Genomic DNA, 17,029 nt, shown 5'->3' with positions numbered 1-17,029 from the left:
AAGTGGCTTATGTTCTTTAAAATATGTTGCGGATACCGTCAACAATTGATTCGAAGAAAGTTGGAATGGAAAGCCCTTTGCTGTAATAAAAGTAGAATAAAAGCATCAGCACAAAAATAACAATCCCGATTAAGCGCCTAAAAAGATAGCCGAGCAAGATTAGCCCCAGCGGCACAATTAATAAGATATACCAGTTAATGGCGTAAGGATATAAATCGCTGTCTTTTTTATAAACATAATAAATTTTGGATGGGCTTTTTAAATCATTAATGTGTTTGATAAATACAAATGCCGATTTTTCAATCTGCAGCGGGCAAACGGCCACACCATCGTTAAAACGTAAATCTTGGCGAAAACCGTTCACAGAAAAACTGAAAACTCCGTTAATATGTTCTTGGGGGACATCTAACGAGTCGGTAGCGATGATTGCCAATTTTTCGCCTTTCAGCAAGTTCTCTTTTACCGTGAAATAATTAATGTGCTGGCCCTCTTGCGCAAAAGCAAAACCCGAAATAAAGAGCGTAAAAAAGTAAAGCAAAGTTTTCATAACTCTAATGCTCGCTTATTATAAATCAGGTAGCCAATATGGAAAAAAACTCCAAAATTTTTAGGCTTATCATCATAATAATTGAAATTTAACGCAATGGGGCCAACCGGACTGTGGTAAACTGCTGCGCCTGTAAAAATAAAGCTTCGTGATGAAAGCGCGTCTCCGTAATTTGTAGCCTGCAAGCCGCTTCGTCTAATTTCTTGATAAGGTTGAAAAATATAGCCTTCTAAACGGAAATCTAAATGGCGCGTGGCGCTATATACATTTTTGATGCCCGCGGACAAATACTTATCTGCACGTAAAGATTCTAAAAATAGGGTTTTGCTGTCCGATAGGGGATAAAACGGCGATGCGTAAAGTAAATTGCTTTTGTAGCTAGAAAAATCTGGCCGGTTGCTGTAAACCCCTTCAAATTGATAGCCTATGCTGTATTTACGGCTAATGGGGCTGTATTTTTCGCTGCTTATTTTAGCTACAAACCACTGCCGATCATTTTTTTGTGGCTTTAGGCTTGGGTAAATGGGTTCGTCTTTGAAAACATCGCCAGGATAATACTTTTCTGTGCCATTAACGTAGCTAAATCCGGCAAAAAGCTTATTCCCTTTTGAAGCATATTGCTTTCTATTTAGCTTATCGCGCTGATACTTTATGCCTGCTGTAAAACCGTTAAAATTTGTTTTATCTAAGTCGGCGCCCGTTATGAAATTATCAATTGGGCTGTAGTTATTGGTGTTGGATAATACACCTCCAAAAATTAAGGTTTTGGCGCTTTTACCTGTAGAAAACCCTATATTTTGTATAAAACGGCTGTCCGATTGCTCTAAAAACGTGGGCTTTGCATCTTCTAAAAATAACTGGCTCGATTGGAAAAAGTTCCAATGGTTGTAAGTTAACTCGCTTTCTAAATAAAAGGGCGCTTTTTTAGGTATATCAATACGAAAAGCGCCCTGTGCCGATTCGTGGAAGCGCCCGGTATAAAAATTAGCGCTAAGCGTATAAGATTGTCTCCTCAAAAAGTTGTATTGCAAACCTATAAAAGCAGTGCCCACCGGACGGTTGGATACCGCCCCGCCAAAATCAATCCTGAAATTTTTTTCAGGCTGTACAATCAGTTCAAATTCGTAAGTATTTTCGGCTGGCAGGTAGTTTATTTTCGGGTAAACGGTTTCAAAATTGTCATCGCCTAAAAGTTTATAATAAGCCCGTTTTACATCGCGCAAGCTTAAATCATCGTTCATGTTTTTGAATAAGCTTTGCACATATTGTTTGCGCTTGCCGCTAACGCCAGAAATCCGAATATTTTTAAACGTAAAGTAAGGGTTTTTGGCTACAAAAGCCTTGCGTTCTTCTTTTACCTTTTCTTCGCTTGCGCGCCGACCTACCTTGGCGTTAATCTTTTCCAGTTCGGCTATGGTGGCATCGTATCCCTTTTTTATCAGCTCCTCAACCGGCGTAAAGTTGGTAGCGGTATAATTTGTTAAATCGGGCTGTATGTAAACGCCGTTTTCGCCAATAGCGGTGGAATCTGTTTTGCTTAAAAACAAGTACATCAAAAACTTGTTCATCAACTTTTCATCAATATCTTTTGGGTAGGTATTAAACGTTTTTGACGATACGTTTGAGCCGATGATCACATCGGGTGCAAATTCTTTCTTCATCACATCTACCGGAAAGTTGTTGTACAAGCCACCGTCAAAAACATACTTTTCTTCAACTTTTATAGGCCTGTACACTAAGGGGACGGTAAAAGTGCCACGCACCGCTTCTACTAAAGAACCCTCTTTCATTACAATTGCCTTTTGCGATAACACATCAGCTACCACACAGCGGTAGGGCACAAACAGCTTGTTGAAATTGTTTTTCGCATTGGCGGATGCTTGCCCCAGCAGTTCTAACAAAGCAAAGTTTAACGGAATATCGTTTACCAGGTTAGAGCGGAAACGGAAATTGAAACCCGTATCTATCTGTAATTTAGCAGTTATAAATGATGGGTTATCTTCTTTTTTCTTGAAAAAGTAGCTGTAATCGCTAGTGTACTTACCCGAAACCCAGTTTTGAAAATCGCTGCTTAGGGCAATGTATTCAATTTCTTTAGGCGAGTAGCCTGCCGCATACATGGCGCCAACCACGCCTCCCATAGACGTCCCAGCAATGTAATCAATAGGGATGTTGTTTTCTTCCAAGGCTTTTAAAACCCCTATGTGGGCCAAACCTTTTGCGCCGCCACCACTTAATACCAGCCCTACTTTTTGGGCATAGGCGCCATTTGCAGCAAATAGAAATAAAATCAACAGAAGCTTTTTCAAAGGCAATCTTTTAAGCTCCTAATTTACAATTTAATTTATTACAAAGCCCTTTGGGTAGGTAAAGAGGGAGGTACGCGCAACTAAAAAATACGTAAAATTACGTATGGTTCACGGCAAGCTAAGCCCGTAATTTTGAAGCAACCAAAATTCACAAATATGAAAACCTTATTTACCACAATCTTTTTGCTAGCGTTCGTAGCGGGCGTTTCACAAGCACAAACCAAGTATTTTTACACTACGGTTTCCAGTCCGGATAAAACCATTGACTACCTTTTCGGATTTTATCCTTCTACAGCTTCTTACACAGAGTCGGCAACTGTTAAACCTTACACCTCCATCAAGGCTGCCCTTATCAACCAAAAAGGCGCTAAAGATTTTGTTTCTAAAGATGATAAAATCATGATTTTGCTAAAATCAGGGAAACTAATCAGAAACTATACCACCCAAGCCAAAGAGGGCGACTATGCGGTAGAATATACCACTAAACCGGGCGAAACCCATGCACAGTATTATTGCTTTAGTGGCAAAGTGGATATTAATGATATAGACCGTGTTTGGTATATTTTAAGCGATACCCAAATTTTTGAGCTTTTAACGGCAGAAACTAAAAATTAACGTTTGACACAACGGTTAACAAAAAAGCCCGTTCCTCTTAAAGAAAGAACGGGCTTTGTTATATGATAGGGTTAATGTTGCCTTTTTATTGCGCTCTTCCGGTTTTTTTGTCTTTGTCCCGGCCAATTAAGTAACCTGCACCGGCGCCTGCTGCTCCGCCGATAAGAGCGCCTCTACCTTTCTTTTTATCAATTAAAGCACCGCCAATTGCACCTGCTGCGCCTCCAATTACAGCGCCTTTAGCTGCCGAGCTCCAGCCTTTTTTCTCGGCTTGGGTTTGCGTGGTGGTGGTTGTATGATAATGGTTTACCACAGTTGGCTTTTTAGCTGCTGCAGCGGACGCAGCGGCTTCTTCCTCTTGCCTTTGTTTTTCTGCTTCTGCTTTAGCGGCTTCCGCACGTTTAAAACTATCAAGCGTTAAACTGTCTTTTATCATTTTTAATGAATCTGCACGTTCTTCAGAACTTGCCTTGTATTTGTTGTTACATGCAGCCAAACTCGCCGCAATTAAAACTATTCCTATGATCCTTTTCATCACTAAATGGTTTAAATTATAAATTATAAAGCCAATAGAAATAACAGTGCCAAAAATGTTTGTTGTGGAAAATTTGCGTTAAACAGACTGCTTTTTTTGAAGCCTCAAATGTATCTCAGGTGCTTTTAAAATCCGATAAACAGCCGGTAAATTACCTGTGTAAAATGCTTAATCTGATTATATTTGCGCCTATGAATAATAGTGCCCAGCAGATACGCCAACAGTTTTTAGATTTTTTTAAAAGTAAAGGACATCAGATTGTGCCATCGGCACCTATCGTTGTAAAGAACGACCCTACATTGATGTTTACCAACGCCGGTATGAACCAGTTTAAAGAACTGTTTTTAGGCGAGGCCACCATTAAATATCCACGTGTGGCAGATACACAGCGCTGTTTGCGCGTGTCGGGCAAGCATAATGATTTGGAAGAGGTAGGGATTGATACCTATCACCACACCATGTTTGAGATGCTGGGCAACTGGAGTTTTGGCGATTATTTCAAGAAAGAAGCCATTACTTGGAGCTGGGAACTGTTGACAGAAGTGTACAAATTACCTAAAGACCGCTTGTACGTCACTGTTTTTGAGGGAGACGATAGCGAGGGTTTGCCTAAAGATCAGGAAGCTTATGATTTTTGGAAGGCTTTTGTTGATGAAGACCGCATTTTACTGGGCAACAAAAAAGATAATTTTTGGGAGATGGGCGAAACTGGCCCTTGTGGTCCATGCTCGGAAATCCATTTCGACAGTCGCAGCGATGAGGAGCGGGCACGCGTTAACGGAGCTGCTTTGGTAAATGCCGACGACCCTTTGGTGATTGAGATTTGGAACAACGTATTTATGCAGTTTAACCGTTTAAAAGACGGAAGCCTGAAAACGTTGCCTGCACAGCACGTAGATACCGGGATGGGCTTTGAGCGTTTGGTGCGGGTAATACAACAAAAAACTTCTAATTACGATACGGATGTTTTTCAGCCGATGATCCAGTTTATTGCCGAAAATGCAGGAATAAAATATGGCGAGGCCGAGAAAACAGATATTGCCATGCGCGTTATGGCGGACCATATTAGGGCTATTGCCTTTGCAATTGCAGACGGGCAACTACCTTCTAATAACAAGGCCGGTTATGTAATCCGCCGAATTTTACGTCGCGCGGTACGTTATGCTTACCAAACCTTAGGTTTTAAAGCGCCATTTCTTAATCAGCTGGTTCCGATACTGGCTCAACAATTTAATGGTGTTTTTGATGAGCTGTATGCGCAGAAAGATTTTGTGCAAAAAGTGGTGCTGGAGGAAGAAAATAGCTTTCTACGGACCTTGGAGAACGGCATTAGCCGTTTCGAAAAGATGGAAGAGATTAGTGGAGAAAAAGCTTTTGAACTGTATGATACTTTCGGTTTCCCGATAGATTTAACGGAGTTAATGGCGCGTGAAAAAGGCTTAATGGTGGATATGCAAGGTTTTGAAGCCGAGTTACAAAAACAAAAAGCCCGCTCAAGAGCCGCCACTGCAATTGATACGCAAGATTGGGTAATCGTAAACGAAGGCGATGAAACCGAATTTGTAGGTTATGACGAATTAGAATCGCAGGCCCAAATCTTAAAATACCGTAAAGTTACCGCTAAAGGGAAAGAGCAATATCAATTGGTGCTGGATCGCACGCCATTTTATGCCGAAAGCGGCGGGCAAGTTGGCGATAAAGGTTTATTGATAGGAGAGGGCGAAGAAGTTGCCGTTATCGATACCAAAAAAGAAAACGGTTTATTCATCCACTTTGTGGCAGAACTGCCCAAAAAATTGGAAGCGAACTTTGTAGCTCGGGTAAACCCGCTTCAACGCTCCTCTACAGAAAACAACCACTCGGCAACCCACTTATTGCACGCCGCATTAAAAATGGTGTTGGGCGAGCATGTAAACCAAAAAGGTTCTTTGGTTAACGATGAGGTGCTGCGTTTTGATTTCTCGCATTTCTCTAAACTTACGGATGAAGAAATAAAAGAAGTAGAAGGCATTGTGAACGAGAAGGTGCGTGCAAATATCCCGTTAAAAGAAGAACGCAATGTAGCTTATCAGCAAGCACTGGATAGCGGTGTTACCGCTTTGTTTGGCGAAAAATACGGCGACTTTGTACGTGTAATTACTTTTGATGATGCATTCTCGAAAGAGCTTTGTGGAGGCACGCACATAAAAGCAACCGGACAAATTGGTTATTTTAAAATAGTGGCCGAGAGTGCCGTTGCAGCTGGGGTTAGACGTATAGAGGCCATTACAGGCGCTAAAGCAGAAGCTTACATCCGCCAGCAAGATGAGCTGTTGAAGCATTTAAAAGAAATTTTAAAGAATCCGCAAGATTTAAGCAAATCTGTGGAAGCTTTGGTAGAAGAGAACTCACGTTTAAAGAAAGAGGTAGAAAAAGCAGTTTCCGAGAAAGCATCCGGTTTAAAAGACGAGTTGAAAGCAAAAGCTACCGCTATAAACGGGGTTAATTTTATTGCCGAAAAAGTTGCGCTTCCTAACGCTGAAGCCATCAAAAATTTAGCTTTTCAGCTTAAAGATGTGGTAAACAACTTGGTATTGGTTTTGGCAGCCGATATAGAAGGCAAACCCTCGCTTACCGTAATGATTTCTGAAAATATCGTAAAAGATAGAGGCTTTAATGCCGGAAATATGGTGCGCGAGCTGGCGAAAGAAATACAAGGTGGCGGTGGCGGTCAGCCGTTTTATGCCACGGCAGGCGGTAAAAATGTAGCTGGACTAGATGCTGCTTTGGCAAAAGCTAAAACTTTGGTAGAAGCTTAGCTAGTTCTACGTCAAACTTACGAAGTTTCAAAAACTTCGTAAGTTTCTCATCACGCCTAAATCGAAAACGGAATATTAAAGTTCTCTAGTTCGCCGATTGCATTACTGTGAAAACAAAAACGGCTATGAACTTCTAAAACTTTACAAATTTTATTCAGCCGCTTCTCTGGCTAAAATAAATAAGACAAACCTGTAATTAAACTCCGGCCTGGGCGCGGGATATTCCCCCAATCTAAATGCTCGCGGTAGTAGGTGTCAAATATATTTTCGAGCGCCACGTTTAATTCAAACCGCTGTTTTTTAAGCAGAAAGTTGTAACCTGCACGTGCGTTAAATAATGCGTAAGCTGGCGTACTTTTCTCGTTTACGGCAGTGCTTACGCGGTTTTGTGCACTTGCCCAAATGCTTTCTGCCTGCAAACTCAGCTGCTTTTGTTGATAATGTAAAGAGCCGGTTAGTTTTAGCGGAGAAATCATCGGAAGCGGATTGCCGCTATAGTCGTTTGCGTAGGTGTAACGCAAGTTGCCTATAAAATTAAGATGCTTCGCAAAGGTTACATTTAAACCCAATTCGAAACCTTTAAGCGTAGCATAATCTACCTGCTCGTAAATTTTAGTGCCATTAGCACCAATGGTCATCACACTCAACTCGGGGTGGTATTTTCCTAAGGTATAATTGTAAACACGGCTGTTAAAAAGGGTCAGGTTTACATCTGACCAAGCATTTTTGAAGCCGTTGCTAAGCTCCGCGTTCAAAGCATATTCATTTTTAAGTGTTGGGTTTCCGATATAATCATAACCGTCATAAGCATTAAAAAGATAAAACCCATAAAGTTCATTGGTAGAAGCGGGGCGTTCTGCATAGCTAAAGTTTGCCACGCTGTAATAGCCATTTTTGCGATAGCTTAAACCCGTACCGATATTCTTTAGCAAACGTACGCGCGGGGCATCTACATCGTAATTAAAAACATTTAATTGTTGCTTGCCTAAGGCACTTGTCACAGATGCTCGGTTTACATCTAACCTGCCGTTAAGGCTGAAAGTTAATTTGCTGTTTATCGCGTAATCGTTATTGGCAAACATGCCGATGTTGGCGCTGTGCACATCCGGCCAAGTGAGCATAAACATAGGCGTGCTGCCGTTGGGGTACATCGTCATTTCCGCATGGCTCATATTGCTGTATCCATCAGCCCTTAATGTAAGCCTACTTTTATGGTTCCAGTTCAGTAATGCTTCGGCGTAAGCACCATAAGTATTGCTGGTGCCGGGCATGTCCATATGCATAGGTGTAAGCGGACGTTTGGTGTCGTCCATGCTGTGGTTAATGTTGTTTCCGTAAGCTTTCGCTTCAAAATACTCGAAACTGGAGTTTTTTGGATAAACTTTGTACGACAGCGCATAGATTTTAGCTTTCGCAAAAGCCACATCCATGGGCAAGGCAGCATAGCCGATATCCCAACCGTCATCCATCAATACATCTAAACTCAAAAAGCTATTGTCTTTAAGCATGTATTTACCGTTAACGCTAAAGTTCACTTTCTGAAACTGTGTAAAAGGCACTTCTTGGTTTTTTGCTTGGTAATTATTGGCTTTACGGTAAACACCGCTTAAGCGGATACCAAAATTTTGAGCGCCGTAATTTAGCTCCATCACGTTGTTTGTACTTTGTGTACCCATGGCGTAAGAGCTACTAAACATTCCGCTAAGCGGATTTTCTGTAGCGAGCTGCGCTTGTGCCAATTGCAAATTTAAAGAACCGCCAATGTTTGAGCCATATTTGCATGATGCGCCGTTTGTAGCCAGTTGGATGCTTTTTAAATTTGAGGGCTCAACATACGATGTTGGCGGGTCCATATGGTCCGTACAGGCGCCAAAAATTTTGATACCGTCTAGCGTTAAGCCTATTTGGTTGGCAGAAAAACCGCGTATTACCGGCTCCATGGCATAGTTGCCACGGCGTATCAAATTTACCGCCGCCAAACGGCTTAAAACATCTTCGGTAGCAGAGGTTTTGTGGCTTTTATAAAACTTTAATAAAGCGTTATTGTCATTTAGTTTTTCGGTTACCACAACTTCTTGCAAATCGCAATGTTTAAATACGCTATCGGTTGGGCAACAGGCTTGCGCCATTACAGCGGCAACAGCGCCAAGGCTGATACCGATGCTTAAAATGGTGATTTTTAAAATTGCCATGGCAAAATGTTTTTTAGAAGGTAATGTTGAACGCGGTATCTTCGGCGATAGCCACTCCACTAGCGTTTTTAATTTGGAGGTTGACTTTCCAATAGCCAGACATGGTGAAATTGACTTTCCCTTTGTAATGACCATTGCTGGTTAAAGCCGGATTTACATTGTTAGGTGATCCGTGGCCCATGTCTGGCATTTCTGGTTCTATCGATAATTTTAAATCATCAGCCGGGGTGTAAGTCATACCGTTAATTTTTTTGGTGACAAAAAGTTCAAAATCATTAACCCCGATTTTGTAGGTGGCGTTTGGGATTAATGCAACCAAATAGTTGCTGTTGTCTGCCGTAGATTTTACCATAAGCAAGCGCGATTGTTTAGGCTCTTTTACGCTAAAAGGGATTACTGCCTTTTTGTTGTTGATAGTAACTTCCATTTCCCAAAAGCCAGAATCTGTTGTAGGCATGCTAAAAACCGCTGCGGCGGGAGTTAAACCGTCTTTTTTTGCACTTGCGTTTGCTTGCTCAAAAGGGCAGGAGTGCTGCATTTTCATACCACCGCTCATGGTCATCGTCATCATGGGCAAAATATTGAAGTTGACATCGGTTTTGGCTTGACCACTTACCGAATCTATTGCGCTTAGGTATAATTTGTTGTAACCAGTTTCTAAACCGGCATCGGCCCAAAGCTGTATTTTAGTGGCTGCACCAATGGCGTAGGCCTCACCAATTTTGATTTTGTTGCTGTTAAAAGGTAAAGTTTCATTGTCTTTACTGCAAGATGCGAGTGTGAAAGCTACGGCGCTTATTGCGATATATTTGAAGAAGTTTTTCATGATTTTAGTATTGAGTATTGAGTATTGAGAGCTTAGCGCAAATTGCTTTGCTTCGGTTGCACTAAGCATATTTTGGGGTGTATAAGAAAGCCGGGTTATAATACATACCTATTGCTTACAAGCCAACATTTATAAATTCTACGATGGTAAAAAGCTATGAAAACCGTAAGACTTACAACTGCTGAACAAGTTGTGTTGAGTAATAAGTTTAAGTCCTAAATATTAAGTCTGGCAGCTTAAACTTCTTTTTTATAACAAAGCAATCTTTTAGCTATTAGCGGGCGGGGGATGAAAAATGGAAGTAGGTGTCTCTTGAATATGTGGATTTTTGAAAAAGAAATTTGGAACTTCCATCTCAAAATAAACGTTTTCAAACTCAAAAGCTAGATCTGCATGCACGAAGGCATCTAAAACCCGAGTGTTGAAAGCTTTTTTGTTTTCTTTTTCCTGATCTGTTTTTTTCAATAGCTTGCTTAAAACGCATTGGCCATCGCAGTGCATTTGTGGTTTGGCAATGTTCTCACATTCGTTTTTTGCAATATAATCTCGGTTTACCTCAAAATAAAGGAATGCGCCAAACTGGGCCATCACTTGGAAAGCGAGTCCAATTAAAATTAATATGGCGATTCCCTTCTTCATTTTATAGCGGGCAATTCGAATGCTTTTTTATAAATCTTTTTTTCTGAAAACCCTAAGCGAGATGATCAACGGCACCACAAACCAAACCATTAACAACCCAAAACTGAAGACTATACCGAAACCGCTGCCAAAGAAATCTTGGAACAATGCGCCGGTATAACCCATTAAAGCGGCAATATCCAGTTGTAGCAGTACCAAGATACGCGCAAGGTCTATCGGGTTAAAAGCAGTAATGGCAATTAAAACTTTTTCTAGCGGATAATCGCTTAAAGCGTATAAAAACACCAGCACCAAACCGTCAAAAATAATGGAGCAATAAAACCAAATCATCAGCGCTAAGCCAATTCCTTTAGCTTTATCGCGCATGGCAACAGAAGCTAAAAATGCTAGCGAAATAAAGCAAAGCGTTAACAAGCTGCCGGTTAAAATAAGGATGATACCTGTGCTACCAAATGCGAACAATAGCACCGGTACGCCCACTCCAATTAAAAAAGCACTCAAAATAGAACTGCTTATGCCTATATACTTGCCCAGCAAAATATTTTTACGGCTTATAGGTTGCGATACCAGCAGCTCGGTGAATTCTGCAGCATTAAAATAATAGGTTGTGGCGTACACCACGCTTACTAAAGGCACAATAATGAGCATGATGGTGGTAATGCTTACCAAACCTTTGGTCACATCGGCATCTGTTAAAAAAACGCTGATACAAATAGCCATCAGCAACAGCGTATAAGCCATCACCACTTTACTTTTGATGATATCTAGTGCGATATATTTTGCTATTTTAAACATTTTGAGTCAGGATTTTTGTAAGTGCTTTACCCAGTTTTTGTTCGCCAGCCTCGGCTTTTAATGCCGATAATGGCTTGTGGAATTTGATGTTGCCTTCAAATAAATACATAATATCATCTGCCAGCTCGTCCACCTCGGTTAAAATATGCGATGTGATCAAAATCAACTTTCCTTTTGCTTTCTCGGCGTGTATTTTATCTTTCAAAATTTCAGCAGCTAAAGGATCTAAACCAGCAGTAGGCTCGTCCAAAATCAAAACCTTTGGATTAAACAAACAAGCCAAAGCGGCGCTCACTTTTTGGCGCGTTCCGCCACTTAACGTGCGCATGGCTTTATCGTACATGGCATCTAAGCCATAGGCGCTAATCAGATCGGTGTCCAGATTATCGTGTACGTTGCGTAAATCTTTCATCATTTTAAACAGCTCACCAATTTTCATATTGTCTGGGTAGCGGCCAATTTGTGGCATATAACCAATCTGTTTTTTGTAATCAAAAGAGCGTGCAACCGGTTTTCCGCCGAAATAAACTTCGCCTGCATCTGGGATTACCATCCCTAAAATAGATTTGATGAGCGTAGTTTTGCCCGATGCATTTGGACCTAAAATGCCCACAATGCCCCCTTGTCCAAAGCTGCAGTTTACTTCTTTAAGCACTTGCAGTTTGCCGAAAGATTTTTTGAGCTGTTTTACTTCTATTATATTTTCCATGGTTTCATTTGTGGGCTATCATCTTTTACAGATAAAGGCGTGATAGATGGGATAGAGCGTTCCACTTTATCCAAAAGGTTAACAATAAAGCTGCGCATTAAAATTACACTCTGGGGAATGCGCTCCATTATTTGCGCGTACAGGCTTACCGGCCTAAAAGGAACATCACCAATGCCGTCTTTATTCAAATCGTAACCCTCATATTTATCCCAATAGTTATGGGCAAAATGATTTTCCAACAAATCGCCGTTGGTGGTTACGTCAAAAGTGTTTCCTTTAAAATTGTTTAAGGTAAAATTATTGTCTTGGCAGTTTGATAATACCCTAAGTGCCAATCCATTGTTAGAGAAACTGTTAGAATAAATTTTGTTGCGGTTGCAGCTTTCCATAAAAATAGCCGAAGTATTTTTGTAAAACGTGTTGTGCGCAATTTGGCTGTCTAAAATCTCTTTCAGCAACAAGCCGTAAATAGAACTTCCCCAGTTTTCGTTAAACTGGTTGTACTGCATTTTTATACGTTTAGAGTACATTACGGCCACACCCGCTTGGTTGTTTTTAAATTGGTTGTGGATGTAGCTGTTATCGTTAGAAAACATAAAGTGCAGGCCATAACGCAGGTTTTTTTCGCTGCTATTGTCTTTGATGTGCGAGTTTTGCACAAACTCGAAATAAATACCGTCCCGGTGTGCAGTAACCTGGTTGCCGGTAATGGTAATGTGATCTGATTTCCAAGCCTGAATGCCGTTGCCAGCTTGCCTGCGGTTATTGTTGCCGGTAACTTTGTTGTTGGTTACGCTTACGCGATGCGAATCTGAAATGTAAATACCGAAAAAATTATTTTCCAGTATATTATCGTTCACGTGTACGTTGCTTGCTCCAAAAATTCGTAGACCTGCATAATCGCGCAAATCGCCAGTTTTAGAGTTGCGTAACAGGAAGCCCTCTATTTTAACATTGCTGGCGGTAACGGTTAACACCTCGTCTTTAAATTGGGCATCCAAAACGGGGCGGTTTTTGCCTAAAATGGTTAGCGATTTATTTACCACCGTATTGTGCGATGCGTATATCCCTTTTTGTACCACAATGGTATCACCGTTTTGCGCCATCGCGATAGCTTCTTTTAAGCTTTGCGGTTTTGCGCCAGATTTAACCACAATGGTTTTTGCCTGTGCGTTGCCAAACACTATAAAAAAGCTTAAAGTGAAATAAATTATATAACGCAAAAGGTACATTTCGGTAGATTTATTTTCTGCTGGCCAATGCTTGTTCAAAACTTAATATTTTGGCATCGGGACTAATCATGTTGTTATCAGCGTGCATTTCTGTTGCAAAAGGTGCAATATTGCCGCCCATTGGCGATTGGTATTCTTTATCAATAAGGTAAAAAGCTGTTGTTGCGTCGATAAAATTGGTGGGTTGCGCAAAGTTGATCACATACAATTTAGCACCATCTTTTTGTTCTTGGTTATCGTTCACATAATCCATTAAACACTCGGCCGAGTCGAACTTAAAGATTTTGCGTTTTTTGGTAATCAGTTCTGCACCATATTTCTCATCTGCTATAGCCATTTTGCAATGTTCGCAGAGGTCTTTTCCGTAATTAATTGCTTGAGGTTCGCTACTTCCACAACCTGTAAATAAGGCTGTTAACATCATCAAGCTGTAAATAATGTTTTTCATGATTGTTGCTAATTTTATTTTGCGTTTGCTTTTAAATTAGAGATTTTCTTGGCAAACTGTTTTTTCTTTTATTTTCTATGTACAACACTCCGGCTGCAATGAGGCCGCCGATGCCTACTAAAATACCACCAATATCTGGGAACGATCCGGCTAAGAAGTTAAGCAATTGCTTGTAGCCGATAAGCGGCGGCTGGTAGGTCATTCCCTCAACTTTAATTGCCGCAGTTGGGTCTAGGTTATGTCCGTAATCGTATTCCCAAAGATAAAAATCTACTAAACCAAATACCGTAAACGCTAGCAGTATGCCTAGCCAAACCCATAATAATTTGACACTGCCTTTCCAGGCCACTAAAAATCCAATCAGCACAATTGCACCGTACAAGTACGGCAGTACTTTAAACTCCCAAAAATTCTCCACTACAATATGTTTCATCCCAATATAGTGGTTCAAACCATTAATCTGATCAACGTTTCCGGTTATGCCGGTAAGCCAAATCTGCATTTCTAAACCTTCTGGGTATTGGGGTGCTTCTAACACAATTCTCCAAAGCGGTAACACATAAATGCTAAGCATTAATAAGGCGCTGATGCAGATAAGGATTTTGGATGTACTTTTCATGATGTTTGTGTTTTGCAAAATAGAGGCGGGGCTGTGCCATGTCGCTGGGAAACCCCGTCCTCTACTGCTTTATTTATTATTGTTGATGTTCAACCTTGGTTCCGATACCGTATTTAAGCGGTGTTGAAGAACCTTTTGGGGATACCCTTAGGTAACCCTGCATTTCCTGGTGCAGTGCAGAGCAAAAGTCTGTACAGTAATAAGGGAACATGCCCGGTTTGCTAGGCGTCCATTTTAAGGTGTTGGTTTCGCCTGGCATAATCAGCAATTCTGCTGTATTTGCACCTTTAATCGCAAATCCATGTGGCACGTCCCAGTCTTGCTCTAAGTTGGTTACGTGGAAATAAACTTCATCTCCAACTTGTACACCTTCGATATTATCTGGCGCTAAGTGAGAGCGGATGGCTGTCATGTAAATATCTACACGGTTGCCTTTGCGCACTACGCGTGCATCTTTCTCTGATGAAGTAACAAAGGGGTTTTTGTTCTCTTCAATTTTGTAGAACCTTTTTTGGTTTTTAACGATTTTTTCTGCCGGTATAGATTGTGCGTAGTGAGGTTCGCCAATAGTTGGGAAGTCTAAAAGCACTTTCATTTTATCGCCGGTAATATCAATTAGCTGAGCAGATTGTGTAAGTTCTGGGCCGGTAGGTAAATAGCGGTCTTTAGTGATTTTATTTAACGCAATTACGTATTTACCGTAAGGTTTTTTAGAGTCGCCACCCGGAATTGATAGGTGACCTGGAGAGTAATAAACCGGGATACGGTCCACTACTTTATAATCTTTCAAACTCCATTTTACCACTTCAGAAGATACAAACATAGTGGTGTAGGCAAAACCTTTATCGTCAAACTCGGTGTGTAAAGGGCCTAAACCCGGTTTTTGCACTTCTGCTTGCAATACAGATTCGTATTTTAGTACAGGCAGGTTGCCCGCAACTTTACCCTCGTAGCTTTTGTTTTTGATGGCCTCTAACATTTTTTTGAAAGAGAAAACCGGAAGCGTTGCCGCTAATTTACCGCTGGCTACCATAAATTCGCCATCTGGCGTAATATCTACGCCGTGCGGAGATTTAGGACATGGCATGTAATACACCAATTCTGGGAAATCTTTCACATCCAATACCATTACAGAATTTTCCATAGTGCTGGTAGCGGTGTGGGTATTTTCATCTAAAATGTTGTGCGCATATTTAGCAGGTGTTTTTTTGCCTTTGCCTTGTGCAATTAACTCTTCGGCTTTTTTCCAGTTTAACGCCATAATAAAGTCTTTGTCTTTTTGGCTGGCGTTTACTTCTAATAAAGTGTGCGCTTGCTCGGTGTTGTAGGTGGTAAAAAACATCCAATCGTGAGATGGACCTTTACCGGCGTGCGCCAAATCATAGTTGAAGCCCGGAACTCTTATCTGAAATGCCACACTCATACGGCCAGATTTAGGATCCACTTTAACAAAAGACACGTTTCCTTGGAAAGTTTCTTTGTAGGTATCAATCGGCACGTCGTCTTTACCTTCTTCTGGCACAGAGAAACGGGTGTTACCTACTAAATATTCGGTATTTTCTGTACAGAAAGGCGATGCGTGGTTACCCGCAGAGTTAGGCAGTTCGATGATTTCGGCGGTTTTAAAGGTTGCCAAATCAATACGTGCAATGCGCGGCGTGTTGTTGCCGTTAATAAAAATCCACCGACCGTCATCCTCACCATTGGTTTTACTTAACTCGGGGTGGTGCGCATCATCCCACGGGATAAAGCCGTTAGAGGTATTCAGCATGGCTTTGGTGTTTTCGTTGTAACCCCAGCCGTTTTCCGGATTTTGCGAGAAAACAGGGATTACCTTCAACAACCTGCCAGATGGAATACCGTAAGCAGCCAATTGACCGCTAAAACCGCCCGAAGCAAAGAGGTAAAGCTCATCATGCTTGCCCGGCGCCACATAAACTTTTTGTGCCGCGTCGGCATCGGTGGTTTCGCTTACTTTGCCCGGCTTACAGCTCGCTGTAAACAGGAGCGGAGCGGCCAAAAGCAGCATCGGAGACATTTTAGATAATAGTTTCATAGCTTTTTTTGTTTTGATAATGTTTTTAGTCTTTGTCGTTGCTGCGCAAGAACTCGTAAATTTGACGGGTCTCTTCGTCAGAAACGTTTTGGAAAGTCATCTGAATCAAATGCTCTTCTAGCAACGCTTTCGCTATCGGATCTTTTTTGGTCATTTCTTCCGGATTGGTAATCATGTTCATGATCCACTCTGGCGTACGTAGCTTAGTAATTTCTTTTAAACCAGGCCCTACCAGTTTTTCTGCCGTAGTTTTGTGGCAAGCGGTGCATTTTGTGTCAAAAATTGCTTTACCTTTTGCGGCCATCGCCTCGTCAACGCTGGCGTCAACTTCCACGTTGGTAAATTTGCCGACTCCTTTCGAATCGCTTTTTGCATTGGGATCCACAGCAACTTCAGCGGCGTCATCTTCAGCGGCAGCGGTCTCGGTGGTGTTTGCATCTGCGCTTTCTTGGCTGCCGTTTCCACTTCCGCCGCACGAGCTAATGAAGGCTAGCCCCGCAGAGAAAGAGAAAATGGTGATTAATAGTTTGAGCTTTCTCATGATTTTTTTGTTTTTATTTGATGGAATAAAAGTATTCAGATGCCGTTATTAAAAAAATGACATTTAAAAGCACAAAAAGTGACCTAGGTTATTTTTGGAAGTAGGAAGGGGCTGCGGTTTATAAACCGCAAGGGGATTTTCCAATATCCCAGAGAGAGGGAAAGCGGA

15 protein-coding genes are annotated in these 17,029 nt (G+C 41.4%); 2 read left to right on the top strand and 13 right to left on the bottom strand.

Annotated elements, in window-relative coordinates; genetic code table 11:
• Window positions 1-16: 16 nt before the first annotated feature.
• Both BCY91_RS13690 and BCY91_RS13685 read right to left on the bottom strand, forming a co-directional pair.
• Entirely contained in the window at window positions 17-547 is a 531-nt protein-coding gene (locus BCY91_RS13690) for a hypothetical protein (protein WP_120182613.1), read from the bottom strand.
• On the bottom strand, window positions 544-2,856 hold the full coding sequence (locus BCY91_RS13685; protein ID WP_120182803.1) for a patatin-like phospholipase family protein: 2,313 nt from the start codon (window positions 2,854-2,856) through the stop codon (window positions 544-546). The genes BCY91_RS13690 and BCY91_RS13685 overlap by 4 nt, the downstream gene beginning before the upstream one ends.
• Window positions 2,857-3,012: 156 nt before the next feature.
• Here BCY91_RS13685 and BCY91_RS13680 point away from each other — a divergent pair, with 156 nt between their 5' ends.
• Window positions 3,013-3,471, top strand: a complete 459-nt coding sequence (locus BCY91_RS13680; RefSeq protein ID WP_120182612.1) for a hypothetical protein — start codon at window positions 3,013-3,015, stop codon at window positions 3,469-3,471.
• Between the two features lie 85 nt (window positions 3,472-3,556).
• Here BCY91_RS13680 and BCY91_RS13675 read toward each other — a convergent pair whose 3' ends face one another.
• Complete coding sequence (locus BCY91_RS13675) at window positions 3,557-4,006, bottom strand: YMGG-like glycine zipper-containing protein (protein WP_120182611.1); 450 nt, start codon at window positions 4,004-4,006, stop codon at window positions 3,557-3,559.
• Window positions 4,007-4,197: 191 nt separating this feature from the next.
• Between BCY91_RS13675 and alaS the strand changes: the two genes are divergently transcribed.
• On the top strand, window positions 4,198-6,804 hold the full coding sequence (gene alaS / locus BCY91_RS13670) for an alanine--tRNA ligase (RefSeq protein WP_120182802.1): 2,607 nt from the start codon (window positions 4,198-4,200) through the stop codon (window positions 6,802-6,804).
• A 170-nt stretch (window positions 6,805-6,974) separates the two neighbouring features.
• On the opposite strand, the gene BCY91_RS13665 is transcribed toward alaS, so the two are convergent.
• The 10 genes from BCY91_RS13665 to BCY91_RS13620 form a co-directional block, all read right to left on the bottom strand.
• Window positions 6,975-8,996, bottom strand: coding sequence for a TonB-dependent receptor (locus tag BCY91_RS13665; RefSeq protein WP_182995391.1), 2,022 nt, complete (start codon window positions 8,994-8,996; stop codon window positions 6,975-6,977).
• Between the two features lie 13 nt (window positions 8,997-9,009).
• Window positions 9,010-9,822, bottom strand: coding sequence for a FixH family protein (locus tag BCY91_RS13660; RefSeq protein ID WP_182995390.1), 813 nt, complete (start codon window positions 9,820-9,822; stop codon window positions 9,010-9,012).
• 267 nt (window positions 9,823-10,089) lie between these two features.
• Window positions 10,090-10,461, bottom strand: a complete 372-nt coding sequence (locus tag BCY91_RS13655) for a hypothetical protein (protein ID WP_120182608.1) — start codon at window positions 10,459-10,461, stop codon at window positions 10,090-10,092.
• 27 nt (window positions 10,462-10,488) lie between these two features.
• Window positions 10,489-11,256, bottom strand: coding sequence for an ABC transporter permease subunit (locus tag BCY91_RS13650; protein WP_120182607.1), 768 nt, complete (start codon window positions 11,254-11,256; stop codon window positions 10,489-10,491).
• Window positions 11,249-11,965, bottom strand: a complete 717-nt coding sequence (locus BCY91_RS13645) for an ABC transporter ATP-binding protein (protein WP_120182606.1) — start codon at window positions 11,963-11,965, stop codon at window positions 11,249-11,251. The genes BCY91_RS13650 and BCY91_RS13645 overlap by 8 nt, the downstream gene beginning before the upstream one ends.
• Window positions 11,953-13,236: a nitrous oxide reductase family maturation protein NosD gene (locus BCY91_RS13640; protein ID WP_245989146.1), complete on the bottom strand. Its 1,284-nt coding sequence runs from the start codon at window positions 13,234-13,236 to the stop codon at window positions 11,953-11,955. Before BCY91_RS13640 ends, BCY91_RS13645 begins: the two co-directional genes overlap by 13 nt.
• Window positions 13,208-13,645 carry a nitrous oxide reductase accessory protein NosL gene (locus BCY91_RS13635; RefSeq protein ID WP_120182605.1) on the bottom strand — a complete coding sequence of 146 codons (438 nt, stop codon included), beginning with the start codon at window positions 13,643-13,645 and terminating at the stop codon, window positions 13,208-13,210. The genes BCY91_RS13640 and BCY91_RS13635 overlap by 29 nt, the downstream gene beginning before the upstream one ends.
• Window positions 13,646-13,676: 31 nt before the next feature.
• Complete coding sequence (locus BCY91_RS13630; RefSeq protein WP_120182604.1) at window positions 13,677-14,264, bottom strand: hypothetical protein; 588 nt, start codon at window positions 14,262-14,264, stop codon at window positions 13,677-13,679.
• Between the two features lie 76 nt (window positions 14,265-14,340).
• On the bottom strand, window positions 14,341-16,320 hold the full coding sequence (gene nosZ, locus BCY91_RS13625; RefSeq protein ID WP_120182603.1) for a Sec-dependent nitrous-oxide reductase: 1,980 nt from the start codon (window positions 16,318-16,320) through the stop codon (window positions 14,341-14,343).
• 25 nt (window positions 16,321-16,345) lie between these two features.
• Complete coding sequence (locus tag BCY91_RS13620; protein ID WP_120182602.1) at window positions 16,346-16,861, bottom strand: c-type cytochrome; 516 nt, start codon at window positions 16,859-16,861, stop codon at window positions 16,346-16,348.
• Window positions 16,862-17,029: the final 168 nt, after the last annotated feature.

Source organism: Pelobium manganitolerans (genome assembly GCF_003609575.1).
GTDB lineage: Bacteria > Bacteroidota > Bacteroidia > Sphingobacteriales > Sphingobacteriaceae > Pseudopedobacter > Pseudopedobacter manganitolerans.
The sequence above is the reverse complement of the archived record's forward strand: the minus strand, read 5'-3'. Positions and strand labels throughout refer to the sequence as shown.

Coding starts and splice junctions, on each gene's coding strand:
- nosZ (WP_120182603.1), bottom strand. CDS start 16,320: ATGAAACTATTATCTAAAATGTCTCCGATGCTGCTTTTGGCCGCTCCG.
- alaS (WP_120182802.1), top strand. CDS start 4,198: ATGAATAATAGTGCCCAGCAGATACGCCAACAGTTTTTAGATTTTTTT.
- BCY91_RS13635 (WP_120182605.1), bottom strand. CDS start 13,645: ATGAAAAACATTATTTACAGCTTGATGATGTTAACAGCCTTATTTACA.
- BCY91_RS13665 (WP_182995391.1), bottom strand. CDS start 8,996: ATGGCAATTTTAAAAATCACCATTTTAAGCATCGGTATCAGCCTTGGC.
- BCY91_RS13650 (WP_120182607.1), bottom strand. CDS start 11,256: ATGTTTAAAATAGCAAAATATATCGCACTAGATATCATCAAAAGTAAA.
- BCY91_RS13620 (WP_120182602.1), bottom strand. CDS start 16,861: ATGAGAAAGCTCAAACTATTAATCACCATTTTCTCTTTCTCTGCGGGG.
- BCY91_RS13690 (WP_120182613.1), bottom strand. CDS start 547: ATGAAAACTTTGCTTTACTTTTTTACGCTCTTTATTTCGGGTTTTGCT.
- BCY91_RS13660 (WP_182995390.1), bottom strand. CDS start 9,822: ATGAAAAACTTCTTCAAATATATCGCAATAAGCGCCGTAGCTTTCACA.
- BCY91_RS13655 (WP_120182608.1), bottom strand. CDS start 10,461: ATGAAGAAGGGAATCGCCATATTAATTTTAATTGGACTCGCTTTCCAA.
- BCY91_RS13675 (WP_120182611.1), bottom strand. CDS start 4,006: ATGAAAAGGATCATAGGAATAGTTTTAATTGCGGCGAGTTTGGCTGCA.
- BCY91_RS13630 (WP_120182604.1), bottom strand. CDS start 14,264: ATGAAAAGTACATCCAAAATCCTTATCTGCATCAGCGCCTTATTAATG.
- BCY91_RS13645 (WP_120182606.1), bottom strand. CDS start 11,965: ATGGAAAATATAATAGAAGTAAAACAGCTCAAAAAATCTTTCGGCAAA.
- BCY91_RS13680 (WP_120182612.1), top strand. CDS start 3,013: ATGAAAACCTTATTTACCACAATCTTTTTGCTAGCGTTCGTAGCGGGC.